This window comes from Streptomyces sp. NPDC111744, assembly GCF_055634995.1.
In genome coordinates this window covers 214,445-238,975 of the sequence record NZ_JBVKCG010000009.1, presented here as the reverse complement: position 1 = coordinate 238,975, position 24,531 = coordinate 214,445, and the positions used below count along the sequence as shown (strand labels likewise).

Here is a 24,531-nt window from a genome sequence, read left to right as displayed (position 1 = left end):
TTCATCAGACTTCGAGGAGCTCCGCTTCCTTGTGCTTGAGGAGCTCGTCCACCTGCGCGACGTACTTCGCGGTGGTGTCGTCGAGCTCCTTCTCGGCGCGACGGCCCTCGTCCTCGCCGACCTCGCCGTCCTTGATCAGCTTGTCGATGGCGTCCTTCGCCTTGCGGCGGACGGAGCGGATGGACACCCGGGAGTCCTCCGCCTTGCTCTTGGCGACCTTGATGTAGTCGCGGCGGCGCTCCTCGGTGAGTTCCGGGAACACCACTCGGATGATGTTGCCGTCGTTGCTCGGGTTGACGCCGAGGTCGGAGTCGCGGATCGCCTGCTCGATGTTGCGCAGCGCGCTCTTGTCGAACGGGGTCACGACCGCCATGCGCGGTTCCGGTACGGAGAACGAGGCCAGCTGGTTGATCGGCGTCGGCGCGCCGTAGTAGTCGGCCACGATCTTGTTGAACATCGCCGGGTGCGCACGGCCGGTGCGGATCGCGGCGAAGTCCTCCTTGGCGACCACGACGGCCTTCTCCATCTTCTCCTCGGCCTCGAGGAGGGTCTCTTCGATCACCACTTGCTCCTGCGTGTCTTGAGTAAGGCCCGGCTGCGGTTCCGTTGTGAGGGGCGGCGGCCGGCTTCGTCGCGTCTTCTTTCCTGCACGTTTCCCGACCGGCAGAACATTGTCCATCCCCCGGTCAGGGGGCGTCAGGCGGTGCCGGTCAGGCCCGGCTGCCCTGGTCACCCACCAGCGTGCCGATCTTCTCACCCTTGACGGCCCGCGCGATATTGCCCTCGGCGAGCAGCTCGAAGACAAGGATGGGCAGTTTGTTGTCTCGGCAGAGCGTGATCGCGGTGGCGTCGGCGACCTTGAGCTCGCGGGTGATGACCTCGCCGTAGCCGAGGGAGTCGAACTTGACGGCGTCGGGGTTCTTCTTCGGGTCGGAGTCGTAGACCCCGTCCACGCCGTTCTTGCCCATGAGCAGCGCCTCGGCGTCGATCTCGAGGGCGCGCTGGGCTGCGGTGGTGTCGGTGGAGAAGTACGGCATGCCCATACCGGCACCGAAGATGACCACGCGGCCCTTCTCCAGGTGGCGCACGGCGCGCAGCGGGATGTACGGCTCGGCGACCTGCCCCATGGTGATCGCGGTCTGCACCCGGCTGTCGATGCCCTCCTTCTCCAGGAAGTCCTGGAGGGCGAGGCAGTTCATCACGGTGCCGAGCATGCCCATGTAGTCGGAGCGGGCCCGGTCCATGCCGCGCTGCTGGAGCTCGGCGCCACGGAAGAAGTTGCCGCCGCCGATGACGACAGCGACCTGCGCACCGTCGCGGACGACAGCCGCGATCTCACGGGCGATCTTGTGTACCACGTCGGGGTCCACGCCCAGGCCGCCGCCACCGGCGAACGCCTCTCCGGACAGCTTCAGCAGAAACCGGCCGCGTACTTTGCCGTCGTCGCTCTTCTGGGCCTTGGTGGTCATGGAGATCCCGCCTCTTTCACATGGTGCACATACGAAGAAGGCCATTGCCGGTGGGGTCGCTTTTCGCTGCCCATGCGCGGCAATGGCCTCCTCGTCAGATCTGCTGCCGTCCGTCACGACCCTGGGTTTGGCCGGGTACCCGGACGACTGCTGTCGACCGACCCTATCGGGATTTCCCCACGGGTCGCGCGTCGATCGCGGTACGGACTCAGATGCCGACCTTGATGCGCGTGAAGCGCTTCAGAGTGACACCGGCCTCGTCCAGAACCTTCTGGACCGACTTCTTGTTGTCGAGCGCGTACGGCTGGCCAAGCAGCGTCGCGTCCTTGAAGAAGCCGTTCAGACGACCTTCGACGATCTTCGGCAGGGCGGCCTCGGGCTTGCCCTCGGCGCGGGTGGTCTCCTCGGCGATACGGCGCTCGGACTCGACGACGTCGGCCGGCACCTCCTCCTTGGAGAGGTACTTCGGCGCGAAGGCGGCGATGTGCTGGGCGACGCCCTTGGCGACCTCGGCGTTCGGCTTGTCGAGCTCGACGAGGACACCGATCTGCGGGGGCAGGTCGGGCATCGTGCGGTGCATGTAGGCGAGCACGAAGCCGTCGGCGTACTGCGCGAAGCGGTCCAGGACAATCTTCTCGCCGAGGTTGGCGTTGGCCTCGTCGACGTACGCCTGGACGGTCTTGCCGGGCTCGATCTCGGAGGCGAGCAGGGCCTCCAGGTCCGCCGGGGCGGACTTGGCGACGTGCTCGGCGATGGTGTTGGCGACGGCCTGGAACTTGTCACCCTTGGCGACGAAGTCCGTCTCGCACTTCAGCTCGACAAGGACGCCGGAGGAGTTGTCGTCGGCGATGATCGAGACCACGGCGCCGTTCTCGGCGGAGCGGCCCTCGCGCTTGGCGACGCCCTTCTGGCCCTTGATACGGAGCGCCTCGACGGCCTTGTCGACGTCGCCGGCGGCCTCGTCCAGGGCCTTCTTGCAGTCCATCATGCCGGCGCCGGTGAGCTCGCGGAGCTTCTTGACGTCAGCGGCGGTGTAGTTCGCCATGAGTCTGTGAGTCTTTCTCGAAGTCTGGAAGATCGAAGATCTGCACGTCTGCGATCCACATGGATTCCATGTGCGGATTCCACCTGTAGGGGTGGATCGCGGACCGTTGGCTGACCTACGGATGAACGGTGGGGGCGGACTTCATGGCACCGCCCCCACCGTCAACGCTTCACCGGACGGTCAGGCCTGCTCGGCGTCCGCGGCCGGGGCGGCCGGGGTCTCGGCAGCAGCCTCGGCCGGAGCCTCGGCGGGGGTCTCCGCGACGACCTCGGCAGCGGCCTCGGCCGGCTTCTCCTCCTCGGCGGCGGGCTTCTCAGCCTCGTCGGCCGGCTTCTCGGCGTCGTCGGCCTTCTTCTCGCCCTCGAGCAGGTCGCGCTCCCACTCGGCCAGCGGCTCGCCGGCGGCCTTCTCGCCCTTGTCGCCGGTGGCGACGCGGGAGCGGGAGATGAGGCCCTCGGCGACGGCGTCGGCGATCACGCGGGTGAGCAGGGTGACGGAGCGGATCGCGTCGTCGTTGCCCGGGATCTTGTAGTCGACCTCGTCGGGGTCGCAGTTGGTGTCGAGGATGGCGACGACCGGGATGTTGAGCTTCCGGGCCTCACCGACCGCGATGTGCTCCTTCTTGGTGTCCACGATCCAGACGGCGCTGGGCACCTTGGACATCTCGCGGATACCGCCGAGGGTCTTCTCCAGCTTGGCCTTCTCGCGCGAGAGCACGAGAAGCTCCTTCTTGGTCAGACCGGACGCGGCGACGTCCTCGAAGTCGATCTGCTCGAGCTCCTTGAGGCGCTGCAGACGCTTGTAGACGGTCGAGAAGTTGGTGAGCATGCCGCCCAGCCAGCGCTGGTTGACGAAGGGCATGCCGACGCGGGTGGCCTGCTCGGCGATGGCCTCCTGCGCCTGCTTCTTCGTGCCGACGAACATGACCGTGCCGCCGTGGGCGACGGTCTCCTTGACGAACTCGTAGGCGCGGTCGATGTACGACAGCGACTGGAGCAGGTCGATGATGTAGATGCCGTTGCGCTCGGTGAAGATGAATCGCTTCATCTTCGGGTTCCAGCGACGGGTCTGGTGACCGAAGTGGACGCCGCTCTCCAGCAGCTCCCGCATCGTGACGACGGCCATGGCCGTATCTCCTTGAATTTCTCGGTTGTGCCGCGGGTGCCGGGTGGCTCCCGCGCCTGACGCCCGTGCGCGCTGTGCCACGAAGGACCGAGAAGCGCTGACCCAGATCCTTTTGCTGACCTGGTGTCGGGGCGTGCGAAGTCGACCCGGTGACCCGGATCGCCGTAAGAAGTGTACGGGACCGGCGAGGCACCGGGTGACGCCGCTGTCCACAACCGGTGAGTAGTCCACAGGTACCGGCCATGATCGGCGGTTTGCGGGACGGTTCGGTCATGTTGACCATGCGACGAACGATGTGGTGGGCGGGCGCGGCGATGGTGCTGCCGCTGCTGCTGGCGGTGACCGGGGCCTGGGCCCGGGCTTTGGCTTGGGCGGCGGATCCTCCGCCCTCTCCCGCCACGGTCCCGGCGATCGGCCGCGCCTGGCCGGTGGGGGTACGACCGCCGGTGCTGCGCGGCTGGGAGCCGCCGGCGACGGTGTACGGCCCCGGGCACCGCGGGGTCGATCTGGGCGCCGCGGCCGGTGCGGAGGTCCGGGCGGTGGCGGCGGGCCGGGTCTCTTTCGCTGGGCGGGTGGCGGGGCGGGGCGTGGTGTCGGTGCGACTCGCCGGCACGGATCTGCGCACGACCTACGAGCCGGTGACGGCCAAGGTGAAGAAGGGGGAGGAGGTGGCCATGGGGCAGGTGGTGGGGACGGTGGAGCCACAGGGTGCGCACTGTGGTGCGCGTGCCTGTGTCCACTGGGGTCTGCTCAGGGGGGACGTGTATGTGAACCCGTTGCTGCTGTTGCCCCCGTGGTTGCTGAACGGGGGTCCGTCGAGACTGCTACCGGTGCTGGGGGTTCCGCTGCCGGAGAAGTGACTGCGGACGGTTGTGCGCGAGTGCGGGTGAACGGGGGCTGATCGCGCCCACGTGTCGGTAGCCGCACATCGATACAGCCCGCGCCCCTGAAGGGGCACAGCCGCGTCCCACCCGGGTGCGGGCAGTCGTGCCGCCCTCAGCCCTTCACACCCCGCAGCGCCATGGCCACGGCCGCGTCCGTGATCACCGTCGGGTCTTCGGCCGCGCCCAGCTCGATCCGCCGTACCGCCGCGTCCACGACCCCCTGCACCAGCATCGCCGCCAACCGGGGCTGCTCGTGCCCCAGCTCCCCGAGCGCCTCCACGATCATCGCGACCAGCCCGCCGTGCGCGGCCCGGATCTTCTCCCGCGCCCCCGCGTCCAGCTCGCTCGCCGAGATCGCGACCACCGCCCGGTGCCGCCGGTTGCCGACCAGCGCCAACTGCTGCCGCACATACGCCTCGATCTTGCCCTCGGCGGAGGCCGCCCGCTCCATCGCCGCCTCGACCTCCGCGGCCCACGCGGGGAAGTCGACCTCGCACAGCTCCTCGACCACGGCGGCCCGGGAACGGAAGTACTCGTACACGGATGAGCGTGCGAGTCCCGTTCGCTCGGCGAGTGCGGGGAACGTCAGGGCCTCCGTACCGCCCTCGGACAGGAGGGACCGCGCCGCGTCCAGCAGGGCGGCTCGCTGCATCGACCGGTGCTCGGCCACGGAGGCCGCTCGAATCCTTGGCACGCCAACCACTCTACGGACGCGCCGCGCCGGACGGGAGACAGCACGACCGGGACACGGGTCACTCCCGGCGGCCACGCCCCGAAATCCCCGGCCCGCGGCCGAAAGCCGCCGCTCAGCGGCCAAAACTCGCCAGTTTCGCCCGCAGCTGCAGCACGGACTTCGTGTGGATCTGGCTCACCCGGCTCTCGGTGACCCCGAGCACGTTGCCGATCTCGGCGAGCGTGAGCCCCTCGTAGTAGTAGAGGGTCACCACGGTCTTCTCCCGCTCCGGCAGCGTGTTGATGGCCCGCGCCAGGAACCTCCGCAGCTCCCGGTCCTCGGCCACCTCCACGGGGTTGTCCGCGGCGGTGTCCTCCAGCGTGTCCATGACGCTGAGCCCGTCCCCGCCCTCACCCCCGACGTGCAGCAGCTCCTCCAGCGCCACCACGTTGGCCAGCGACAACTGACTGAAGACGGCATGCAGTTCGTCCACCTCGATGCCCAGCTCGGTGGCCACCTCGCCCTCCGAGGGCGTCCTGCGCAGCCGGGCCTCCAGCGTGGCGTACGCCCGCTCGACGTTGCGCGCCTTCTGCCGTACGGACCGGGGGATCCAGTCCAGCGCCCGCAGCTCGTCGATCATCGCGCCCCGGATCCGGGTGATCGCGTACGTCTCGAACTTGATCTCCCGGTCGACGTCGAACTTCTCGATCGCGTCGATGAGCCCGAACACCCCGGAGGAGACGAAGTCGGCCTGCTCCACGTTGGGCGGCAGACCGACGCTCACCCGTCCGGCCACGTACTTCACCAGCGGCGAGTAGTGCAGGATCAGCTGTTCCCGCAGCCGTTCGTCCCCCGTCGCCTTGTACGACCGCCACAGCTCGTCGAGCGTCGAGGGAGCGGGCGGCCGCACGCTGCCACCGTCGCGGGCGGCTGGGGGGATCGCCGCCCGGTCGGACCCGGAGGTGTGCTGGGGCATTCGTCGCCTTGTGCCGTTCTGCCGTGAAGTGCCAGGAAGTGCTGCGATGTGCCGTGGAGTGGGGTGAGCGCCGTGAAGGGTGCGGGTTGGGCGGGGTGTCGGTCTGGTGCCGGTTGGCATGGTCTGTGTCGGGCTTTCGTGAGCGTAGCGTGACTGAGGAGTCGCGGTGTGCGAACAGCGAGGCTCCACCCCTGCGCGAACCCCCTCGACGGCGCGTCCGGCCGCACTCGGCGCGTCGCTCTGCGTGATCGGCCGGAGGTGTCAACTCCGGCAATTCCCAAGGGCGTCGGGGGTTCCCCCGGACGGCCGAACACGCTCGGTCAGCGCCGACTGGGACCACCTCGGACCGAGATCATCGCCTGGCGTGTCAACTTCCAGCCGTCGCCGTGTCGTTCGACGTAACCAAGTGCTCGGAGTTCGTACAGCCTCGCGACGACCTCGTCCTCGGACGTCTGAGCGCCGCGTGCCACCTCTTCGGGTGACGCCGACCGGTTCCCGGGGAGGGCCGCCAGAACCTGCCGGGCAGCGGGTTCCAGCAGGTCACGCGGAAGGACGGGGCCGCTTCTGGCCGGTGCCAGCTCACCCATGTCGCCCACGAGTTCGACGACTTCCGCGGCGTCCGTGACGAGGGCGGCCTCCCCTCTCAGCAGTTCGTGCACCCCGGCGGAGAGGCCGCTGGTGGCGGGGCCGGGCACGCCCATGGTGTACCGGCCGAGCCGTTGTGCCGCCCGCGCGGTGACCAGCGAGCCGCTACGGTGGGCGGCCTCCACGACGACGGTTCCCCTGGTCAGGGCCGCGATCACCCGGTTGCGGAGCACGAATCTGCTCTGTGTCGGATGCTCACCGGGCGGCAACTCCCCCACCACGAGGCCCTGTTCGGCGATCCTGCCGATCAACTGGGTGTGCCCGCGCGGGTAGGGCCGGTCGACCCCGCAGGCCAGCACCGCGACGGTGGCACCACCGGCGCCGAGGGCTCCGCGGTGGGCGGCACCGTCGACGCCGTAGGCGCCGCCCGACACCACCACCCAGCCGCGCTCGGCGAGCCCCGCGGAGAGGGTGGCCGCCATGTGCGCCCCGTACTCGGTGCAGGCCCGCGCCCCGACGACGGCGACGGCTCGGAGCGCCCACATCCGCAGACTGGGCCGCCCCCGTACCCACAGCCCGACGGGCCTGGCGTCTCCGAGATCATCCAGCTGACTGGGCCACTCCGCATCACCGGGGGCCACGAAACGCGCTCCGGCCCTCTGGGCGACGGTGAGGTCCGCGCGAGGATCGGCCCGCTCAGCCCGGGCCAGCAGCCCGGCCCACCGCTTGTCGCTGATGCCCGGCAGGGCCTCGCCTCCCCTTCTCAGCCGGTGTGCCACCTCGTGCACGCCCCGTTCCCGGATCCACCGCCCGGCGACCTCGTCACCGGGCTCGATGACCCGGGCGAGGAAGACCCGGGCCAGCAGAGTTAGGTCGCCGGTCATGTCAGCGCCCCGATGGTCATCGGCACGCCCCGCGGGACCCCGGTGCGCAGTTGCAGCGCCAGGGCCACGTCCGTCGCGTCCGGACGGCCGTGCCCGACCAGGTCGGCGACCGTCCAGGCGACGCGCAGGACGCGGTCCAGGCCGCGGGCGGTCAGAACGCCTCGCTCCAGGTTGCGCTCGGCCTCGTCCATGGCTCCCGGCACGGCGTGCCAGCGGCTGCGCAGCTCACGGCCGGGCACCTCGCTGTTGGTCCGCCAGGGTGTTCCGGCGAGGCGCAGGGCCGCCCGCTCCCTAGCTGCCCGCACACGGCCGGCGACCACCGCCGTGGACTCGCCGCGGACACCCCGCTCGGCGAGCTGGGCACGGGTGACGCGGTCCACCTGGACGCGCAGGTCGACCCGGTCGAGCAGCGGGCCGGAGAGCCGGGCCTGGTAGCGGCGGACGGCCGAGGGCGGGCATTCGCAGAGGTCGTCGGTGAGGGAGAAACGCCCGCAGGGGCACGGGTTCGCCGCGAGCACCATCAGGAACCTCGCCGGGAACCGCACCACGCCCGCGCTGCGCGCGATCACGACGTGGCCCGCCTCCAGGGGCTGCCGCAGCGCGTCGAGCGCCTGGGTGGTGAACTCGGGGGTCTCGTCGAGGAAGAGGACGCCTCGATGAGAGAGCGAGACCGCTCCGGGACGGGCGGTTCCCTGCCCACCGCCGACCAGGGCCTGCATGGTGGCCGAGTGGTGCGGGGCGCAGTAGGGGGCGATGTCGACCAGGGGTTTGCCCGGTGGCAGCAGTCCCGCCACCGAGTGCACCGCCGTGACTTCGAGGGACTCCTCCCGGGTGAGCCGGGGCAGCACGGCCGGGAGCCGCTCCGCGAGCATGGTCTTGCCCGCACCCGGCGGTCCCTCCAGGAAGAGGTGGTGGCTGCCCGCCGCCGCCACCTCGACGGCTGTCCGGGCCGAGAGCTGGCCCACGACGTCGGCCAGGTCGTGGCCGTGGTCCTGCTGTGCGGCTCCCCCGCTGTGCATCCCGGTGGCCGCGCCCGTGCCCGGCACCCGCAGACCGGCGAGCAGTGGATCGGGGCGCCCCGGCTCGTCCGGCTCCTCGTCGGGCACCGGCTCGTCCGCGAGGATCGCGATCAGCTGCCGCAGGCTGCGGACGCCCAGCACGGAGACATCGGGCACCAGTGCGGCCTCTGCGGCGGCGCACTCCGGCACGACGACCTGCTCGTAGCCGGCGTCGGCCGCTGCCAGCACCGCCGGCAGGATGCCCCGCACCGGACGCACCCGCCCGTCCAGACCCAGCTCCCCGATCATCACGATGTCGGACAGCACCCTCGGGTCGATCCGCTCGGCGGCGCCGAGCACGGCGCATGCGACGGCGAGGTCGAAACCCGAACCCGCCTTCGGCACCGACGCGGGGCTCAGCCCGACCGTGAGCTTCTTCGAGGGCCAGGCCGCCCCCGAGTTCACCACCGCCGCCCGTACCCGGTCCTTGCTCTCCGTCAGGCTCTTGTCGGGCAGTCCCACCAGCGTGAACGCCGCCACTCCCGGTTCCAGGTCGGCCTGGACCTCCACCACCACGCCCTCGACGCCCACCAGGGCCACCGAGCACGTACGCGCGAACCCCATCTCACGCCACCCCCCGCGCATGCTCGACCACGGGCGCCCCGCGCTGCGGCAGGAGCACGCCGATCAGGTCGATGCGGACGCCGCCCGGCGGTGCCCCTCCGTGTGCGTGGATCCAGTGTTCGGCGAGGCCGCGCAGGCGCTGCGCCTTCTCGGGGGTCACCCCGGCCATGGGGTGTTCGAAGAGACCCGCCCGCCGGGTCTTGACCTCGCAGACGACCACGACGTCCCCGTCCCGCGCCACGATGTCGATCTCCCCGGACCTGCCGCAGCGCCAGTTGCGCTCCAGGACCGTCAGACCGGCCTCCGTCAGCCGCCGCGCGGCCAGCGTCTCGCCGTACTTGCCGAGTGCACTGCGTGCCCGATTCGTGTTCATGTCGGCACCACCTCCGGTGCCAACCGTCACGCATCCCCCACCCAGAAGTGGATCTTGGTGGGTTACTCAGCGGTTGTGGACAACTCCGTCACCCACACGAGGGGCCGGCCCAGGAGGCTCAGCCGCCCGGAAGCTCCAGATCGCTCTTGTTCAGCTCCTCGATATTCACGTCCTTGAACGTGAGAACGCGGACCTGTTTCACGAAGCGGGCCGGCCGGTACATGTCCCAGACCCAGGCGTCCGCCATGGACACCTCGAAGAACACCTCACCCTGGACCGAGTGCACCTGCATCTCGTAGTCGTTGGTGAGGTAGAAGCGCCGCTCGGTCTCGATCACGAATTTGAACAGACCGACGACATCGCGGTACTCCCGGTAGAGCTTCAGCTCCATCTCGGTCTCGTACTTTTCGAGGTCCTCGGCGCTCATGGCATGTTCCCCTTCAGCCGTGCGATCCCACCATTGTGCGCCAGTCCCGCGCGTCCCTAGACGATTTCCGTGTCCAGGGTGACGGGCCTGACGGGGGGACCTTCGTCGAGCAGCCTACGGAACAGCTCGGCGAGTCTGGTCGGATACACCGTCTCATGTGCCCGGGTCAGTTCCTGGCACGTCCACCAACGTGCTCCTGCGACACTGCGTCGCTCCAGCTCGGTCAGGGCTCTGGCCTCGGGCATCACCTCAAACGTATGCGCCGTCCGGGCCAGGTAGTACCACTCGTCCTGGTCCCAGCGGCGGCCGGCGAACGGGAAGGAACACATCCGGCGCCACAGCAGCGGGCCGAGTTCGACGTCCGTGATGCCGGTCTCCTCTGCGAGTTCCCGCAGGGCGGCCTGCTCACGGGTCTCCTCGCCCTCCAGTCCGCCGCCGGGTGTGAACCACCAGTCGTCGGCCGGGTCGTCCGGTTCATGGCCGTGCAGGAGCAGGATGCGGTCGTCGGGGTCCAGGAGGACCACGCGGGCCACCTTGCGCGGCGCGCGCGGGACGACGCCCTCCGGCAGCGCCTCAGCGGGCACCGGCGGGCTCCGTGCGCCCGCGGGCACGGGAGCGCCCCAGCAGGCCGGCGATCGGGCTGTAGGCGCCGCCTGCGAGGACCAGCACAGCACCGCCCACGATCATGAACTCGATGACGCGCAGCGGGCCCGGCTGGGAGAGGGCGCCGAGCGTCTCGAAACCGGTCGGGCGCTTGAGGAGGCCCTTCATGGGCCAGATGACGGAGTCTACGCGGGCGCTCACGGCGCTGCGGGCGACCGTGCCCTTCGCCGCGTCCGTGAGGTGGGCGGTGGAGTCCAGGGAGCCCTGGCGCTCGTCACCGAGGAGGAAGAGCCGCCCCTTGGGGACGGTGACGGTCGGGAAGCCCTGGAGCTCGGCCAGACTGCCCGCGGGCAGATAGGGCTCGTCGATCGCCTTGCCGTTGACGGTCAGCTTGCCGTTCGTGCAGCAGGAGACCGTGTCCCCGCCGACCGCGACGACACGCTTGACGACGTCCGCGTTGGTGACCCAGCTCGTGTCGTGGAAGACCACGACATCGCCCCGTCGCACCTCGCTGCCGTCGATGCGCTGGCCGAGGACCCGGTCCCCGGCGTCGATGGTCGGTGTCATCGAACCGGTGGGCACGGTGTACGGCCGGTAGACGACCGCTCCCCAGGCGAACCCGCCGAGGAACAGGACGATGCCCAGCGCGACGGCGATCCCGGACAAACGGTTTCCGAGCGTGCTGCCGGCCTGCGCCGTGCCGGTGCTGGTGCCTCCGCTGCGCGGGGCCGTACGTATCGTGCTCTCGCCACCCATGAGGTCGCACCCTACCCGGCGGTACCGGGCAGGGGCAGCCCTTCTTTCCCGCCCCTGGTCACAAGCTCCCCAAGGGTTTCACAAAGGGTTTCACACGGGTCGGTCAGTACCGGCGCGCAGCCGCCCAGCCCGGGCCGGTCAGCGCTTTCCGGCGGCCGCCGACCGCTGCTCGAACTTCGACTCGATCCGGTCGCCCCGCCGGCGGCGCCACACCGCGATCGGCAGGACGGCCGCGACGGCCACGCCCTCCGGGGCCACCGAGAGGGAGGCCGAGGCGGACGACTGCGTGTTGATGCCGCTCTGGTCGAAGGTGTCCGGGACGGGCAGGGTGCCCCAGCGGTTGATCGGCCAGGCCTTGACGATGGCGCGACCGACGACCTCCTTGACCGGGACCATGCCGTGGTGCTTGTCGGACTGGTTGTAGCGCGAGTCGCGGGAGTTCTGGCGGTGGTCGCCCATCACCCAGATGTAGCCCTTGGGCACCTTCACCGTGAACTGGCCGCCCTGGTCGTCGACGCTGCACGGGGTGTTGCCCGGGTACACATAGGGCTCGTTCAGCGCATGGCCGTTGACCATGAGCGGGCCGCTGCCCTTGCAGGAGACGGTGTCCCCGCCGACGCCGATGACCCGCTTGATGAGGTCCTTCTCCTCGGCGGACGGCATCAGGCCGATCCAGCTGAGGAAGGTCTGGATCGCGTTCGGCTGGGCCGCGGGCTCGCCCGCCAGCCAGTCGTCCGGGTCGTGGAAGACGACCACCTCGCCACGGTCCGGCTTGGAGCCGAACCAGGGGGTGAGCTTGTCGACCAGGACGCGGTCACCCTGCTGGAGGGTGTTCTGCATCGAGTCCGACGGGATCGAGAACGCCTGCACCAGAAACGTCTTGATCAGCAGCGCCAGTACCAGCGCGATACCGATCAGGATCGGCAGCTCCTTCCAGAAGGAGCGGGGCTTCTTCGGTGCGGGAGCCGCCGAGTCGCCCGCACCCCCGTCCGTGCCCCCGCCGTCACCGCCGGGGTAGGGACCGTTCGCCGGACCACCGTCCCCGGCCGGACCACCGCCGTCATTCCCGGAGGTGGAACCACCGTCGACGGGGGGGACGTTCTCCACGGGGCGCCCGCTGTGCTCCTCGCCGTCGTGTCCCGACCGTGCGCCAACCGCCACATCCCCCACGCCAACTCCTTACTCCGTGCCGCCGCCCGCGCCATCCCCGGCGCAGACCCACCACTCCCATAACGAGCGGGAGTTCCGCAGGGGTCGGGAGTTGGACGTATCCGTTCGGATCGTCGGGGGCAACCCTATGCGACGCCTGGGGAGCCGCGGTCGACCCCGACACGGAGTTCGAAACGCTTGCGAAGGTTTTAGGTTCGTCCAGCGACGCCCAGTGCCCGAACGGCCAGCCGATCCACTTGGCCCGGCCCACCACCAGGCTCACCGGGACCGTGCCGCCGTAGTCGGTGTCCTGGTGCGCCCGGGAGTCGGCCGAGTTGCCGCGATGGTCGCCCATCACCCACAGCCGCCCCTGCGGGACGGTGATGTCGAACTCGGTGGTGGACGGGGCGTTCCCGGGATAGAGGTAGTCACCCTCGGTCAGCGGTACGCCGTTGACCGTGACCCGGCCCTGCGCGTCGCAGCACTTGACGTGGTCGCCGCCGACGCCGATGACCCGCTTGATGAGGTCCTTCTCGTTGGCGGAGGGCAGCAGACCGATGAAGGTGAGCCCTTCCTTGATCTGCTTGACCACGATCGGGTCGTTCGTCTTGGTGGTCTGCTCGTCCGCCAGCCAGCCGCCCGGGTCGTGGAAGACGACGACGTCCCCGCGGTGCGGCTTGGAGCCGAACCAGGGGGTGAACTTGTCGACCAGGACGCGGTCGCCGATCCGGATCGTCTGCTCCATCGAACCCGAGGGGATCACGAAGGCCTGGACGAGGAACGTCTTCAGCACGAGCGCTATCAGGACGGCCACACCGACCAGCAGCGGTATCTCCCGCATCGCGCCGCGCCGGCGCTTGCGCTTGACCTTGCGCTGCAGCTTGCGCCGCTCCGCGCGGGACCGGCCACCTGTCGCGCTGGAGGCGCGCCTGGCCCCGGTGGGCAGCAGATCGGCGGTGGCGTCCGTGGGCACGCCGCGCGGTTTGCCGCGGTTACCCATGTGCCCCTCCCACCGCCGGCACGCGCGCGTAGGCGGCGGGACGGGTGAGGTGGGTCCAGTGGGCGTACGGCCAGACGATCCAGTCGGCCCGGCCGATCACGTCCTTGACGGGGATCATGCCGCCGCCGGGCGAGCCCAGATGGTCGCGGGAGTCGCTGGAGTCGCTGCGGTGGTCACCGAGGACGAAGAGCGTGCCGTCGGGGACCTCGACGTAGAAGGGCACGGTGGACGGGGTGTCCCCGGGGTACAGGAACGCGGTCTCGTCGACCGACCGGCCGTTCACTTCGATCCTCCCCTCCTTGTCGCAGCAGACCACACGGTCTCCTCCCACACCGACAACGCGTTTGATGTAGTCGGCGTCCCCGAAGTACCCGGTGCCGTCGAAAACGACGACATCGCCCCGGCGCGGCTCGGCACCGAAACGGTACGCCAACTTGTTTACGAGAACGCGGTCCCCGATCCTCAATCCCTGTTCCATGGATCCGCTGGGAATCTGGAATGGTTGCGCCACGAAAGCGTTGAGGACGAGCAAAAACGCCAGGCAGGCGAAGAGGGTCAGGGTGATCCAGCCGCCCGGCAGCCAGTCGGTGACCCGCGACAGGAACGCGAAACGCGACCGGTCCTCCGCGGCCTCTGGTTCGGGGCTGGAGGAGCGGTCGCGCTCCGTCGGCTGTGCTTCGGTGTCCATCGGGGCCAGATGTTATCCGGCCCCCGTAAGAACCCCTCCGCGCGAGATCACTTCTCGCGCTTCTCCTTGATCTTCGCGGCCTTGCCGCGCAGGTCGCGCAGGTAGTACAGCTTGGCGCGACGCACGTCACCGCGGGTGACGAGCTCGATCTTCTCGACGATCGGGGTGTGCACCGGGAAGGTGCGCTCGACGCCGACGGAGAAGGAGACCTTGCGGACCGTGAAGGTCTCGCGGACACCGCTGCCCTGACGGCGGATCACAACGCCCTTGAACTGCTGCACACGAGAGCGGTTGCCCTCGATGACGCGGACGTGGACGTTGACGGTGTCACCCGGGCGGAAAGCCGGGACGTCGCTGCGCAGCGACGCGGAGTCGACGGTGTCGAGCAGGTGAGACATTTTCGTCTGCTTTCTTCGCTGATGCCACAGGTCATCAACGGAACTAGGTGTTCTTCGGAAGTGGGCCGTGACGTCGGGGCGGGCGTCGTCTCCCCCTGTGGCAGGGGCGCACACCGGACGGTTCACAGCACAACAGCCGCCTATTCTTCCACGCCGTGGGCCTGGCGCCAAAATCGGCCCCGGGGCTCCCCCTCCGGGTCCGGTTCCCAGCCCAGGATGGAGAGCATCTCGCGGTCCTTCTTGTCGAACGCCTTGGGGTCGCAGCGCTCGATCAGGTCGGGCCGGTGCGCGGTCGTACGTTTCAGGGCCTCGTCGCGGCGCCAGCGGGCGATCTTCCCGTGGTGGCCGCTGAGCAGCACGTCCGGGATCTCGCGTCCCCGCCACTGCGGCGGCTTGGTGTAGACGGGCCCTTCCAGGAGGTTGGCCATCGCGCCGGGCGCGAAGGAGTCGTCCCGGTGCGACTCGGCGTTGCCCAGGACGCCGGGCAGCAGCCGGGCCACGGCCTCCGTGACGACGAGTACGGCCGCCTCGCCGCCGGCGAGCACATAGTCGCCGATGGACACCTCGTAGACCGGCATCCGGGTGGCGTACTCGTCGATGACACGCCGGTCGATGCCCTCGTAGCGGGCCGGTGTGAAGATCAGCCAGGGCCGCTCGGAGAGCTCGACCGCGAGTTCCTGGGTGAAGGGACGGCCGCTCGGGGTGGGCACGATGAGCGCGGGCGTGCGCGAACCGGTCTCGTAGCCCTCGGCGAGGACCGTGTCGAGGGCGTCGCCCCAGGGCTCGGTCTTCATGACCATGCCGGGTCCGCCGCCGTACGGGGTGTCGTCCACCGTGTTGTGCCGGTCGTAGGTCCAGGTCCGCAGGTCGTGCACCCGCACATCGAGCTGCCCACGCGCGCGTGCCTTGCCGACGAGCGAGACGTTCAGCGGCTCGAGGTACTCGGGGAAGATCGTGACGACGTCGAGGCGCATCCCTTACGACTCTTCCCGCGAGGACGCGATCTCGGCCCGGTCGTCGATCAGGCCGGGCGGGGGCGTGATGACCGCCTTCTGCTCGGCCAGGTCGATCTCGGTGACGATCTCCTCGACGAACGGGATCATCACCTCGCTGCCGTCGGGGCGCTCGACGATGAACAGGTCCTGGGAGGGCAGGTGCGAGATCTCGGTGATCCGGCCGACCTCGGTGCCGTCCGCGGTGACCACGTCCAGGTCCATGAGCTGGTGGTCGTAGTACTCGTCCGGGTCCTCGGGCAGCTCCTCCGGGTCGATCTCGGCGATCAGGAGGATGTTGCGCAGGGCCTCGGCGCCGGTGCGGTCCTTGACGCCCTCGAAGCGCAGGAGCAGACGGCCGCTGTGCACGCGGCCGGTCTCGATGGTGAGCGGTCCCACGTCCTCGGGATCGGTGGCGAGTACGGCGCCGGGTGCGAGCCTGAGTTCCGGCTCGTCGGTACGTACCTCGACGGTGACCTCGCCCTTGATGCCGTGGGCGCGGCCGATCCGTGCGACTACCAGCTGCACTGTGCTTGCTCTCCTGTCCTGCGACTCATACGACCAGCCATACGACTACGGGCCGGGGAGGGCCCAGTGGGCCCTCCCCGGCCCGTGGGGCCGGCTGCGATGAAGCGTCAGCGGACGTGGTCCACGTCGACGAGGTCGACGCGGACTCCCCGACCGCCGATGGCGCCCACGACGGTGCGCAGGGCGCGGGCGGTACGGCCGTTGCGGCCGATCACCTTGCCGAGGTCGTCGGGGTGCACCCGGACCTCCAGCACGCGCCCGCGACGCAGGTTGCGCGAGGCGACCTGCACATCGTCCGGGTTGTCGACGATGCCCTTCACGAGGTGCTCAAGCGCCTCTTCGAGCATGCTGCTCAGGCCTCGGTCGACTCGGACTCAGCCGCGGCCTCGTCCTTCTTCTCAGCCTTCTTCTTCTGGGTGATCGCCTCACCCTTGCCCTCGTCGTCACCGCCGAGCGCCTCGAACGTGGGACGCGCGGCCTTCGGCTCGGCGACGAGCAGCGGCGCCGGGGCGGGCTCGCCCTTGAACTTCTGCCAGTCGCCGGTCTTCTTCAGGATGGCGAGCACGGGCTCGGTCGGCTGGGCACCGACGCCGAGCCAGTACGCCACGCGCTCGGCGTCCACCTCCATGACCGACGGGTTGTAGGTCGGGTGGTACTTGCCGATCTCCTCGATCGCACGCCCGTCACGGCGGGTGCGGGAGTCGGCGACGACGATGCGGTAGTGAGGCGAACGGATCTTGCCCAGACGCTTCAGCTTGATCTTGACTGCCACTGGAGTGGGTTCTCCTGGATTTGACGTGTTTGGGCACGGCGAGTTGGCCGCGTGGGGTTGCGGTACCCGAGTGCCCGATGGACGCGTCAGCCGGAGGAGAGAGGGGTCCTATGCGGCTGTCGAGTACAGCTAGCCATTGTGCCACACCCTGCGGGTCGCTTTGGCCGACGGTGAGGTGAGGGGCGCCGGGGCATGCCGAAAGCGCACCCGGCGTGGAGGTGAGGTACGTCGGGTGCGCTGCCCGCGGGGAGACCGGGGTGTGGCGACGGTCAAGGGCTACGGCTGCCACGAGCAGCCGTGTGCTCAGCTCGCCGCCGCGCCCACGATCTCCGGGATGCGGAACGGCTTGCCGCAGCCGCCGCACACGATGGGGGCCTGGGCCAGGACCGACGGCACCACCCGGACGTTGCGGCCGCAGTCGCACACCGCCTTGACGCGGACGCCGCCACCGGACGAGCCGTGGCGGGCGGCCGGGCCGCGGAAGGTGCGGGATGTGTCGGCGGAGGTAGCCACCGTGTGGGCCTTGAGAGCGCGCTGCAGTCTCTCGATGGTCGGGCGGTAGCGGCGCTTGGCCTCGGGGTTGAGCGTGACCAGCGAGAAGCCGCTGCTGGGGTGCGGTTCGTCGGGGTGGTCCAGGCCCAGCTCCTCGGCGATCGCGAGGAATCTGCGGTTGTGGTATCGGCCGGCCCGGGAGGTGTCGCGCACGCCACGGGAGGCGGCGATGCCGTGGACTGCCTCATGGAGCAGTCGTTCGAAGGAGAGCTCGTGTCCGCACGCGGACGACGACTCTCCGATCAGGGACTCTGGCGCGGCAAGGTCGGGCAGCTCGGGGTGGTACCGCTGAATGTCGGCCCACGCCTCTGCCAGCTCTGCGGCGAGAACAGGTGGTGTCTGTGTCGTGCTCACGTAATGAGAACGAGCGGGAGTGCCACTGTGTTCCTATTCCGGGGCATCCCAAATAATTTGCACGTACCCGTCAGTTGCCGCTGATGCGTGGAGACGAGTACGGGTGCGCTGATCTGCGGAGAAGCCTCACAGCTCGTACCAAGCCGGTGCGTAGTCTGACGTACGACCCGACGCGTACCCCGGGCGTAGGGACCGGAACGGCTGTGGTCGGCGGATACGCAAGAGGCCTTTCGGTCGCTCTTCCGGCGGAGGACGTCACCTCGGTCAGCGCTCGCGACGGTCCCGACGTTACCCGGATCCCGTCGTCACCGGCACCGGCCCGTCTCCGGCGGCCAGACACCGTACGGTCACCGTGTCGGCCGACCATGGCCAGAACCGTCATGTCGCGGGACCGATGGTAGAGCCACAAGTTGCGGGGACGTGAAATCTCGCCACCGTCACAGCGCACGCACAAGCTTGGGCCCGCGACCTCTGGACGCCACCGCGAGCCGGGAGTTACCTGGCATACGTGGGAAGTGCGAGCGCACGACACGGGGGCCACGGAATCGGTCAGTGCGTAACTCTCGGCGGATTGGGGCGCTTACCTATGACACCTACGCTCGTGCGGCATCACCCGTCTCACGCGGACTCCGCACCCCGCGTGAACCTGGGCGCACGCGCGCGTGACTGGTCAGAGATCCAGGAGCGGATGCTGGTGCCGCTCTACGAGACCGTCCACGAGCGACTCGAAGTGGGCCCGGCCACCCGGCTGCTCGGCACGCGCTGCGGTTCCGGTCTCGCCCTGCTGATGGCGGCGGCCAGAGGGGCCGCGGTGACCGGTGTCGACTCCTCCCCCGAACGCCTCGCCCTCGCCCGTGAGCGTCTGCTGCCCGAGCGGGCACCCGGGGCACGCGCGCGTGGCCGTACCGCCCGGATCGTCGAGGGCGGCCCGGCGGACGCGGCGGACGCGCAGGCACCGGCGTACAACCTGATCACCGCCTTCGACCCCATCGGCTGCCTGGCGGGCGACGCCGAACGGCTCGGTGGAGTGCTCGCCGAGGCGAGGCCCTTGGCGGCGCGCGGGGCAGCCGTGGTGCTGGCCGGCTGGGGTCCGCCGGAGCGCTGCGCGACCTCGTCCGTCCTGCGGGTGGCCGCGAAATTGGCCGATCCTTTGCGCAGCGCGGGAAGTTGGCGGCCGGCCTGCCGCGACGACCTGGAAGAGGCCGCCCAGCGGGCCGGGCTGCGGATCGACGGGTCCGGGCGGGTCTCCTGCCCGTTCGGGTACGCCGACACGGACAGCGCCGCACGCGGGCTGCTGTCGACCGGGCTGTTCGACGCGGCGATCGCGGCGACCGACCATGAGCAGGTCGGCAAGGAGCTGACCGAGGCGCTCCACCCGCACCAGCGCCCGGACGGCACGGTGTGGATGCCGAACGTCTTCCGCTACCTGATCGCCCGCGTGCGCTGAGCGTTCCGCCGCAAGGGCGCTGCTTCAGGACTCGGTGTCCTTGGCGAGCCGTGTGATCCCGGCGATCCGGTAGGCGTCCGCCTCCTCCAGCGTCTCGCGCTCCAGCAGAGCCTGGGCCAGCGCGTCCAGCCGGTCCCGGTGGTCGCGGAGTTTGCGGCACGCCTCCTCGTAGCACTCGTCGACGATCCGGCGCATCTCGGTGTCGATCACGTCGAGGGTCTGGGGCGCGGCGGCGAGTCCGTAGGCCTGCTGGACGTCGTTCGGGAGCGCGGAGAGCCGGCCGACCTCCTCGCTCATGCCCCAGCGGGAGACCATCCCGCGCGCGATGTTGGTGACCTGCTCCAGGTCGCTCTCCGAACCGGTGGTGATCACGTCGTAGACGACATGCTCGGCGGCCATTCCGCCGAGCGCGCCGATGATCCGGCCGCGCAGGTACTCCTCGGTGTACGCGTACTTGTCCGCGTCCGGCGTGGACAGGGTGACGCCGAGGGCGCGGCCGCGCGGCACGATGGTGATCTTGCGGACCGGGTCGGCACCGGGCTGCAGCATGCCGAGCAGGGCGTGTCCGCTCTCGTGGTAGGCGGTCCTGCGCCGCTCCTCCTCGGGCATCACCAGCGGCCGTTCGGCACCGAGCTGGACCTTCTCCAGGGCCTCCGAGAGGTCGGACTGGGTCACGCTGTCCTGCTGGCGCTTGACGGCGAGCAGGGCGGCCTCGTTGGCGAGGTTGGCCAGTCCGCACCGGTCATGCCGGGGGTCGTACGGGCGACCTGGGCGAGGTCGACGTCCTGGGCGAGCGGGATCTCGCGGGTGTGGATCCGGAGGATCGCCTCGCGGCCGGTGCGGTCCGGGGGCGAGACCTGGACCACTAGATCGTCGGTTCGTTGGCCTGGTCGAAGTAGGACAGCACCAGGTCGGCGAGCAGGTACACCACCAGAGCGGTCAGGACCAACCGCCACCAGCCCCCGCGCATCCTCGGCCCGCCCGGCGGCGGCTTCGGCGGCTCCTCGGGGGCGGCTCCGTACGCCAGGGCTGGTCGGGTGACTTGCGCGGCGGCGCGGGGTTGGTCATAGCGGGACGGTACGACACAGACCAACCCCTGGCGCGCGCACGGGTGAACTCAGCCCATGAACTTCTTGAACTCGTCCGGCAGCTCGAAGTCCTGAGCGCCCTGCTGCGGCAGCCCGAAGGCGCCTCCGCCCTGTCCGGCGGCCTCGCGGCGCTGGGCCTCCTCCAGCTCCTGCTGCTTGCGCTTCATCGGGTTCCCGGAGCGCTGCTTGCCCTTGGCCTTCTTCGGCTGCTTCTTGGCCCGGCCGGGGCCGCCGCCCATGCCCGGGATCCCCGGCATGCCCGGCATGCCGCCCTGGGCCATGCGGGACATCATCTTGCGGGCCTCGAAGAACCGCTCGACGAGCCCCTTGACCGCGCTGACCTCGACACCGGAGCCCTTGGCGATTCGGGCGCGGCGGGAGCCGTTGATGATCGTGGGGTCCTGGCGCTCGCCCGGGGTCATCGACTTGATGATCGCGGCGGTGCGGTCGACGTCCCGCTCGTCCAGGTTGTTGATCTGGTCCTTGATCTGCCCCATGCCGGGCAGCATGCCGAGCAGCTTGCTGATGCTGCCCATCTTCCTGACCTGTTCCATCTGGGCCAGGAAGTCGTCCAGGGTGAAGTCCTGGCCCTTCTTGGACGCCAGCTTGGAGGCCATCTTCTCGGCCTCTTCCTGGCTGAACGTCTTCTCCGCCTGCTCGATCAGGGTGAGCAGGTCACCCATGTCGAGGATGCGGGAGGCCATCCGGTCCGGGTGGAAGGCGTCGAAGTCGTCGAGCTTCTCGCCGTTCGAGGCGAACATGATCGGCTTGCCGGTGACCTGGCGGATGGAGAGGGCGGCACCACCGCGGGCGTCACCGTCGAGCTTGGAGAGGACGACACCGTCGAAGCCGACGCCGTCGCGGAAGGCCTCGGCGGTGGTGACGGCGTCCTGGCCGATCATGGCGTCGACGACGAAGAGGATCTCGTCGGGGCTGACCGCGTCCCGGATGTCGGCGGCCTGCTGCATCAGTTCCTGGTCGATGCCGAGGCGGCCGGCGGTGTCCACGATCACGATGTCGTGGACCTTCTGCTTGGCGAACTCGATGGAGTCCTTGGCGACCTTGACCGGGTCGCCGACGCCGTTGCCCGGCTCGGGCGCGTAGACGGCGACCCCGGCGCGCTCGGCGACGACGCTGAGCTGGTTGACGGCGTTGGGACGCTGGAGGTCGGCGGCGACCAGGAGCGGGGAGTGGCCCTGCCCCTTGAGCCAGTGGCCGAGCTTGCCCGCGAGGGTGGTCTTACCGGCACCCTGGAGACCGGCGAGCATGATCACGGTGGGCGGCTGCTTGGCGAAGCGCAGCCGCCGCGTCTCGCCGCCGAGGATGGTGACCAGCTCGTCGTTGACGATCTTCAGGACCTGCTGGGCCGGGTTCAGGGCCCTGGAGACCTCGGAGCCGAGGGACCGCTCCTTGACGTTCTTGATGAACGTGCGGACGACCGGGAGGGCCACGTCGGCTTCGAGAAGCGCGATGCGGATCTCCCGGGCCGTGGCGTCGATGTCCGCTTCGCTCAGACGCCCTTTGCCGCGCAGATTCTTGAAGGTCGCTGAAAGGCGATCGGAGAGAGTGTCGAACACGGCGGCGTCGGTCCTCGGAGTCGGGGGCGGTGAGCGTCTTCCAGGGTATCCGGCCGCGCAAGGAAGTAGTCCCCGCCTTGCACAACCCTGTGGTCAGGCCCTCAGTGTCTCTTCCAGTTTGCGCGCCACGGAGGTGGCCTCCTCGGCGGGCAGCGGTGAGTGGTCGGAGCCGGTCACATAGAAGGCGTCGACGGCGTTCGACCCCAGGGTGCTGACATGTGCGCTGCGGACCCGTACCTCGGCGTCCTCCAGCGCCCGCCCGATCCGGAACAGGAGCCCGGGTGCGTCCTGGGCACGGACCTCGATCACCGTGGCGTGCCGGGAGGCCGCCGAGGCCACCGTCACGCGCGGTGGCGGGGCCACCCAGCCCCGGCGCCTCGGGTAGGCCGCGTCCCGCTCGGCGAGGCGTCCTGCGATGTCCAGGGAGCCGTCCAGGGCGCGGACCAGGTCCGCGCGCAGGCGGGCCGCCTGGGGCAGCGAGCCGTACTCGGCCGCCACCCGCCAGTCCAGCAGCAGGACGGCCCCGTCGTCGACGTCGTCGGGGAGCTGGAGGGAGCGCAGCTCGGCGGTGCGGACGGCGAGGCGGTGCATGGCGAGGACGCCGGAGACGGCCGGGAGGACGCCCGGCTGGTCCGGTACGGCGATGAGCAGCTCCACGCCGAGCGGCTCGGGGTCGCCGGCCGGCTCCTCGTCCGTGGCCGCCGGTTCGGTCTGGGCGCGCAGGGCCAGCACCGGACTGCCGGTACGGAAGGCCTCGATGGCCAGCCGCTCCTGCTCGGCCGTGGGCGCGCCCGGCTCGGGCTCGTCGGTGGCGTCCCCGGCGAGGACCGCCGAGACCCGCTTGACCAGGTCGGCGACGAGCGAGCCGCGCCAGGACGACCAGGCGGCCGGGCCGGTGGCCAGCGCGTCGGCCTCGGTGAGGGCGTGCAGCAGCTCCAGGGTGCCCTGGGAGCCGACCGCGTCGGCGACCAGGCGGACCGTGGCCGGGTCGTCGAGGTCGCGCCGGGTGGCGGTCTCGATGAGCAGCAGGTGGTGTCGGACGAGCGTCGACAGGACCGCCACGTCCGCGCGGTCGAAGCCGATCCTGGCCGCCACGTCCTTGGCGATGATCTCGCCCGCCACCGAGTGGTCGCCGGGCCAGCCCTTGCCGATGTCGTGCAGCAGCGCGGCGACCAGGAGCAGGTCGGGGCGGTGGACACGGCGGGCGAACTCGGAGGCGCGGACGGCGGTCTCGATGAGGTGCCGGTCGACGGTCCAGATGTGCACGGCGTTGCGCTGCGGTCGGCAGCGCACCCGCTCCCAGTCGGGAAGCAACCGGGTGATCAGGCCCTCCGCCTCCAGCGCCTCCCAGACGTCGACGGTCGGGCTGCCGGAGCCGAGGAGCGTGACCAGCTGCTCACGCGCCTCGGCGGGCCAGGGCGTGGGCAGGGGGCGCACGGTGGCGGCCATGCGCCGTACGGCGTGCAGGGAGAGCGGGAGGCCGGCCTGCGCGGCGGCGGCCGCGGCGCGCAACGGGAGCACGGGGTCGCGTTCGGGGCGCGCGGCGCGGGCGAGCACCACCTCGCCGTCCTGCTCCACCACCCCTTCGGCGAGCGGGGAGCGCTCGGCGACCGGCTTGCCGCCGCCCAGCATGGCGCGCAGCCTCGGCCGCGCGGCGCGCGAGCGCAGCACGCGCCCCACTTCACGCCAGGTGACATCACTGGCGTACGAGATGACGCGCGCGGACTCGTAGACCTGGCGCAGCAGGGTGTCGGCGTCGAGGAGGTCCAGTTCGGCCGCCACCTGGTCCTGCTCCTGGAGCGCCAGGCGGTCGGTCGCGCGCCCTGTCGTGAGGTGCAGGGCGTCACGGACGTCGAGCAGGCGCCGACGGGCCTCGGCGAGGCCCTCGCGCGGGGCGTCGGCCAGCCAGGAGGCGGCGACGGCACGCAGCGCGGTGGCGTCCCGCAGCCCGCCGCGGGCCTCCTTCAGGTCCGGCTCCAGGAGGTACTGCAGCTCGCCCTGGCGTTCGGCGCGCTCGGTGCAGAGCTCCTGGAGTTCCGGGAGGCGTTTGGGCGCCTGGTTGCGCCAGTCGGCGAGGATCGCGGTGCGCAGTCCGGAGGTCAGGCCCAGGTCGCCGGCGATATGGCGGGCGTCGAGGAGGCCGAGCTGGACCTTGAGGTCCTCGCCGGCGGTCTTGCGGGCCTCGGCGGGCGTGCGCACGGAGTGGTCGAGGGCCAGGCCCAGGTCCCAGACGGGGTACCAGAGCCGGTCGGCGACGGCGGCCACCGCGCCGGCGTCGCCGCCGTCGTGCAGCAGCAGGAGGTCCAGGTCGCTGCGCGGGGAGAGCTCGCCGCGGCCGTAGCCGCCGACGGCGACCAGGCAGACGCCACCTGGGATGCCCTCGGTGGCCGCGGCGAACAGGCCGGTCAGCCAGTCGTCCGTCAGTTCGGAGAGGGCGGTACGGCGCGACGGCCCGGACCGCGCCCCCTCGGTGAGGAGGCGCAGCCGGGCCGCCGCGTAACCGCTGGGTCCCGAGTCCTCTGCGTCGTTCCGAACATCCGTACCCGTCACCCAGCGACTCCTGC

The 24,531-nt window shown here is 70.4% G+C and carries 25 protein-coding genes and 1 pseudogene; 2 read left to right on the top strand and 24 right to left on the bottom strand.

The window, feature by feature from the left end:
* Window positions 1-4: 4 nt before the first annotated feature.
* From frr to rpsB, 4 genes are all read right to left on the bottom strand, one after another.
* The gene (frr, locus tag ACZ7OO_RS22175; RefSeq protein ID WP_351712500.1) at window positions 5-562 is read right to left on the bottom strand and encodes a ribosome recycling factor; all 558 of its coding nucleotides are present in this window, start codon (window positions 560-562) and stop codon (window positions 5-7) included.
* A gap of 148 nt (window positions 563-710) precedes the next feature.
* Complete coding sequence (gene pyrH / locus ACZ7OO_RS22170) at window positions 711-1,469, bottom strand: UMP kinase (protein WP_352219410.1); 759 nt, start codon at window positions 1,467-1,469, stop codon at window positions 711-713.
* Between the two features lie 208 nt (window positions 1,470-1,677).
* Window positions 1,678-2,514, bottom strand: a complete 837-nt coding sequence (gene tsf / locus ACZ7OO_RS22165; RefSeq protein ID WP_352219409.1) for a translation elongation factor Ts — start codon at window positions 2,512-2,514, stop codon at window positions 1,678-1,680.
* Between the two features lie 180 nt (window positions 2,515-2,694).
* Window positions 2,695-3,639 (bottom strand): 30S ribosomal protein S2, encoded by a 945-nt coding sequence (gene rpsB / locus ACZ7OO_RS22160; RefSeq protein ID WP_471506784.1) that lies wholly within the window; start codon window positions 3,637-3,639, stop codon window positions 2,695-2,697.
* A gap of 281 nt (window positions 3,640-3,920) precedes the next feature.
* Between rpsB and ACZ7OO_RS22155 the strand changes: the two genes are divergently transcribed.
* Entirely contained in the window at window positions 3,921-4,499 is a 579-nt protein-coding gene (locus tag ACZ7OO_RS22155) for a murein hydrolase activator EnvC family protein (RefSeq protein ID WP_471506782.1), read from the top strand.
* 136 nt (window positions 4,500-4,635) lie between these two features.
* Here the strand turns inward: ACZ7OO_RS22155 and ACZ7OO_RS22150 are convergent, their stop codons facing one another.
* The 17 genes from ACZ7OO_RS22150 to ACZ7OO_RS22070 form a co-directional block, all read right to left on the bottom strand.
* Window positions 4,636-5,193, bottom strand: coding sequence for a TetR/AcrR family transcriptional regulator (locus tag ACZ7OO_RS22150; protein ID WP_471506952.1), 558 nt, complete (start codon window positions 5,191-5,193; stop codon window positions 4,636-4,638).
* A 136-nt stretch (window positions 5,194-5,329) separates the two neighbouring features.
* A complete protein-coding gene (whiG, locus tag ACZ7OO_RS22145; protein ID WP_352219406.1) occupies window positions 5,330-6,172 on the bottom strand; it encodes an RNA polymerase sigma factor WhiG in 843 nt (280 codons plus the stop codon).
* 320 nt (window positions 6,173-6,492) lie between these two features.
* Window positions 6,493-7,641 (bottom strand): DNA-processing protein DprA, encoded by a 1,149-nt coding sequence (gene dprA / locus ACZ7OO_RS22140; RefSeq protein ID WP_471506780.1) that lies wholly within the window; start codon window positions 7,639-7,641, stop codon window positions 6,493-6,495.
* Entirely contained in the window at window positions 7,638-9,263 is a 1,626-nt protein-coding gene (locus tag ACZ7OO_RS22135) for a YifB family Mg chelatase-like AAA ATPase (protein WP_471506778.1), read from the bottom strand. Before ACZ7OO_RS22135 ends, dprA begins: the two co-directional genes overlap by 4 nt.
* A gap of 1 nt (window position 9,264) precedes the next feature.
* Entirely contained in the window at window positions 9,265-9,636 is a 372-nt protein-coding gene (locus ACZ7OO_RS22130) for a YraN family protein (protein ID WP_471506776.1), read from the bottom strand.
* Window positions 9,637-9,754: 118 nt separating this feature from the next.
* Window positions 9,755-10,063 carry a DUF2469 domain-containing protein gene (locus tag ACZ7OO_RS22125; RefSeq protein WP_043444228.1) on the bottom strand — a complete coding sequence of 103 codons (309 nt, stop codon included), beginning with the start codon at window positions 10,061-10,063 and terminating at the stop codon, window positions 9,755-9,757.
* A gap of 56 nt (window positions 10,064-10,119) precedes the next feature.
* The gene (locus tag ACZ7OO_RS22120; RefSeq protein ID WP_471506774.1) at window positions 10,120-10,647 is read right to left on the bottom strand and encodes an NUDIX hydrolase; all 528 of its coding nucleotides are present in this window, start codon (window positions 10,645-10,647) and stop codon (window positions 10,120-10,122) included.
* Window positions 10,637-11,422 carry a signal peptidase I gene (gene lepB / locus ACZ7OO_RS22115; protein ID WP_471506772.1) on the bottom strand — a complete coding sequence of 262 codons (786 nt, stop codon included), beginning with the start codon at window positions 11,420-11,422 and terminating at the stop codon, window positions 10,637-10,639. The genes ACZ7OO_RS22120 and lepB (ACZ7OO_RS22115) overlap by 11 nt, the downstream gene beginning before the upstream one ends.
* 138 nt (window positions 11,423-11,560) lie before the next feature.
* A complete protein-coding gene (lepB, locus tag ACZ7OO_RS22110; protein ID WP_471506770.1) occupies window positions 11,561-12,592 on the bottom strand; it encodes a signal peptidase I in 1,032 nt (343 codons plus the stop codon).
* Window positions 12,483-13,571 (bottom strand): signal peptidase I, encoded by a 1,089-nt coding sequence (lepB, locus tag ACZ7OO_RS22105; protein ID WP_471506768.1) that lies wholly within the window; start codon window positions 13,569-13,571, stop codon window positions 12,483-12,485. Before lepB (ACZ7OO_RS22105) ends, lepB (ACZ7OO_RS22110) begins: the two co-directional genes overlap by 110 nt.
* Window positions 13,564-14,259 carry a signal peptidase I gene (gene lepB / locus ACZ7OO_RS22100; protein WP_471506766.1) on the bottom strand — a complete coding sequence of 232 codons (696 nt, stop codon included), beginning with the start codon at window positions 14,257-14,259 and terminating at the stop codon, window positions 13,564-13,566. The genes lepB (ACZ7OO_RS22105) and lepB (ACZ7OO_RS22100) overlap by 8 nt, the downstream gene beginning before the upstream one ends.
* Before the next feature lie 47 nt (window positions 14,260-14,306).
* The gene (gene rplS, locus ACZ7OO_RS22095) at window positions 14,307-14,657 is read right to left on the bottom strand and encodes a 50S ribosomal protein L19 (RefSeq protein ID WP_352219397.1); all 351 of its coding nucleotides are present in this window, start codon (window positions 14,655-14,657) and stop codon (window positions 14,307-14,309) included.
* A 140-nt stretch (window positions 14,658-14,797) separates the two neighbouring features.
* A complete protein-coding gene (trmD, locus tag ACZ7OO_RS22090) occupies window positions 14,798-15,631 on the bottom strand; it encodes a tRNA (guanosine(37)-N1)-methyltransferase TrmD (RefSeq protein ID WP_471506763.1) in 834 nt (277 codons plus the stop codon).
* Window positions 15,632-15,634: 3 nt separating this feature from the next.
* Entirely contained in the window at window positions 15,635-16,177 is a 543-nt protein-coding gene (rimM, locus tag ACZ7OO_RS22085) for a ribosome maturation factor RimM (protein WP_471506761.1), read from the bottom strand.
* A 107-nt stretch (window positions 16,178-16,284) separates the two neighbouring features.
* Window positions 16,285-16,524, bottom strand: a complete 240-nt coding sequence (locus ACZ7OO_RS22080; protein ID WP_003973401.1) for an RNA-binding protein — start codon at window positions 16,522-16,524, stop codon at window positions 16,285-16,287.
* Window positions 16,525-16,529: 5 nt separating this feature from the next.
* Window positions 16,530-16,949 (bottom strand): 30S ribosomal protein S16, encoded by a 420-nt coding sequence (rpsP, locus tag ACZ7OO_RS22075; RefSeq protein ID WP_471506759.1) that lies wholly within the window; start codon window positions 16,947-16,949, stop codon window positions 16,530-16,532.
* Between the two features lie 303 nt (window positions 16,950-17,252).
* The gene (locus tag ACZ7OO_RS22070) at window positions 17,253-17,855 is read right to left on the bottom strand and encodes a hypothetical protein (RefSeq protein ID WP_352219393.1); all 603 of its coding nucleotides are present in this window, start codon (window positions 17,853-17,855) and stop codon (window positions 17,253-17,255) included.
* Window positions 17,856-18,441: 586 nt separating this feature from the next.
* On the opposite strand from ACZ7OO_RS22070, the gene ACZ7OO_RS22065 reads away from it, so the two are divergent.
* Entirely contained in the window at window positions 18,442-19,302 is an 861-nt protein-coding gene (locus tag ACZ7OO_RS22065) for an SAM-dependent methyltransferase (RefSeq protein ID WP_471506757.1), read from the top strand.
* 24 nt (window positions 19,303-19,326) lie between these two features.
* Here ACZ7OO_RS22065 and ACZ7OO_RS22060 read toward each other — a convergent pair.
* From ACZ7OO_RS22060 to ACZ7OO_RS22050, 3 genes and pseudogenes are all read right to left on the bottom strand, one after another.
* Window positions 19,327-20,201, bottom strand: a pseudogene (locus ACZ7OO_RS22060) (ATP-dependent metallopeptidase FtsH/Yme1/Tma family protein); the annotation flags it as partial.
* Window positions 20,202-20,419: 218 nt separating this feature from the next.
* The gene (ffh, locus tag ACZ7OO_RS22055; protein ID WP_471506755.1) at window positions 20,420-21,967 is read right to left on the bottom strand and encodes a signal recognition particle protein; all 1,548 of its coding nucleotides are present in this window, start codon (window positions 21,965-21,967) and stop codon (window positions 20,420-20,422) included.
* Between the two features lie 93 nt (window positions 21,968-22,060).
* Window positions 22,061-24,517: a [protein-PII] uridylyltransferase gene (locus tag ACZ7OO_RS22050; RefSeq protein WP_471506753.1), complete on the bottom strand. Its 2,457-nt coding sequence runs from the start codon at window positions 24,515-24,517 to the stop codon at window positions 22,061-22,063.
* Window positions 24,518-24,531 lie beyond the last annotated feature (14 nt).

What these genes read in the sequence shown, in the direction of transcription:
- trmD (WP_471506763.1), bottom strand. Translation starts at nt 15,631, where the DNA reads ATGCGCCTCGACGTCGTCACGATCTTCCCCGAGTACCTCGAGCCGCTG.
- lepB (WP_471506768.1), bottom strand. Translation starts at nt 13,571, where the DNA reads ATGGGTAACCGCGGCAAACCGCGCGGCGTGCCCACGGACGCCACCGCC.
- ACZ7OO_RS22155 (WP_471506782.1), top strand. Translation starts at nt 3,921, where the DNA reads ATGCGACGAACGATGTGGTGGGCGGGCGCGGCGATGGTGCTGCCGCTG.
- pyrH (WP_352219410.1), bottom strand. Translation starts at nt 1,469, where the DNA reads ATGACCACCAAGGCCCAGAAGAGCGACGACGGCAAAGTACGCGGCCGG.
- whiG (WP_352219406.1), bottom strand. Translation starts at nt 6,172, where the DNA reads ATGCCCCAGCACACCTCCGGGTCCGACCGGGCGGCGATCCCCCCAGCC.
- lepB (WP_471506766.1), bottom strand. Translation starts at nt 14,259, where the DNA reads ATGGACACCGAAGCACAGCCGACGGAGCGCGACCGCTCCTCCAGCCCC.
- ACZ7OO_RS22135 (WP_471506778.1), bottom strand. Translation starts at nt 9,263, where the DNA reads ATGGGGTTCGCGCGTACGTGCTCGGTGGCCCTGGTGGGCGTCGAGGGC.
- dprA (WP_471506780.1), bottom strand. Translation starts at nt 7,641, where the DNA reads ATGACCGGCGACCTAACTCTGCTGGCCCGGGTCTTCCTCGCCCGGGTC.
- ACZ7OO_RS22080 (WP_003973401.1), bottom strand. Translation starts at nt 16,524, where the DNA reads ATGCTCGAAGAGGCGCTTGAGCACCTCGTGAAGGGCATCGTCGACAAC.
- rplS (WP_352219397.1), bottom strand. Translation starts at nt 14,657, where the DNA reads ATGTCTCACCTGCTCGACACCGTCGACTCCGCGTCGCTGCGCAGCGAC.
- tsf (WP_352219409.1), bottom strand. Translation starts at nt 2,514, where the DNA reads ATGGCGAACTACACCGCCGCTGACGTCAAGAAGCTCCGCGAGCTCACC.
- ACZ7OO_RS22130 (WP_471506776.1), bottom strand. Translation starts at nt 9,636, where the DNA reads ATGAACACGAATCGGGCACGCAGTGCACTCGGCAAGTACGGCGAGACG.
- rpsB (WP_471506784.1), bottom strand. Translation starts at nt 3,639, where the DNA reads ATGGCCGTCGTCACGATGCGGGAGCTGCTGGAGAGCGGCGTCCACTTC.
- ACZ7OO_RS22065 (WP_471506757.1), top strand. Translation starts at nt 18,442, where the DNA reads ATGACACCTACGCTCGTGCGGCATCACCCGTCTCACGCGGACTCCGCA.
- ACZ7OO_RS22125 (WP_043444228.1), bottom strand. Translation starts at nt 10,063, where the DNA reads ATGAGCGCCGAGGACCTCGAAAAGTACGAGACCGAGATGGAGCTGAAG.
- lepB (WP_471506772.1), bottom strand. Translation starts at nt 11,422, where the DNA reads ATGGGTGGCGAGAGCACGATACGTACGGCCCCGCGCAGCGGAGGCACC.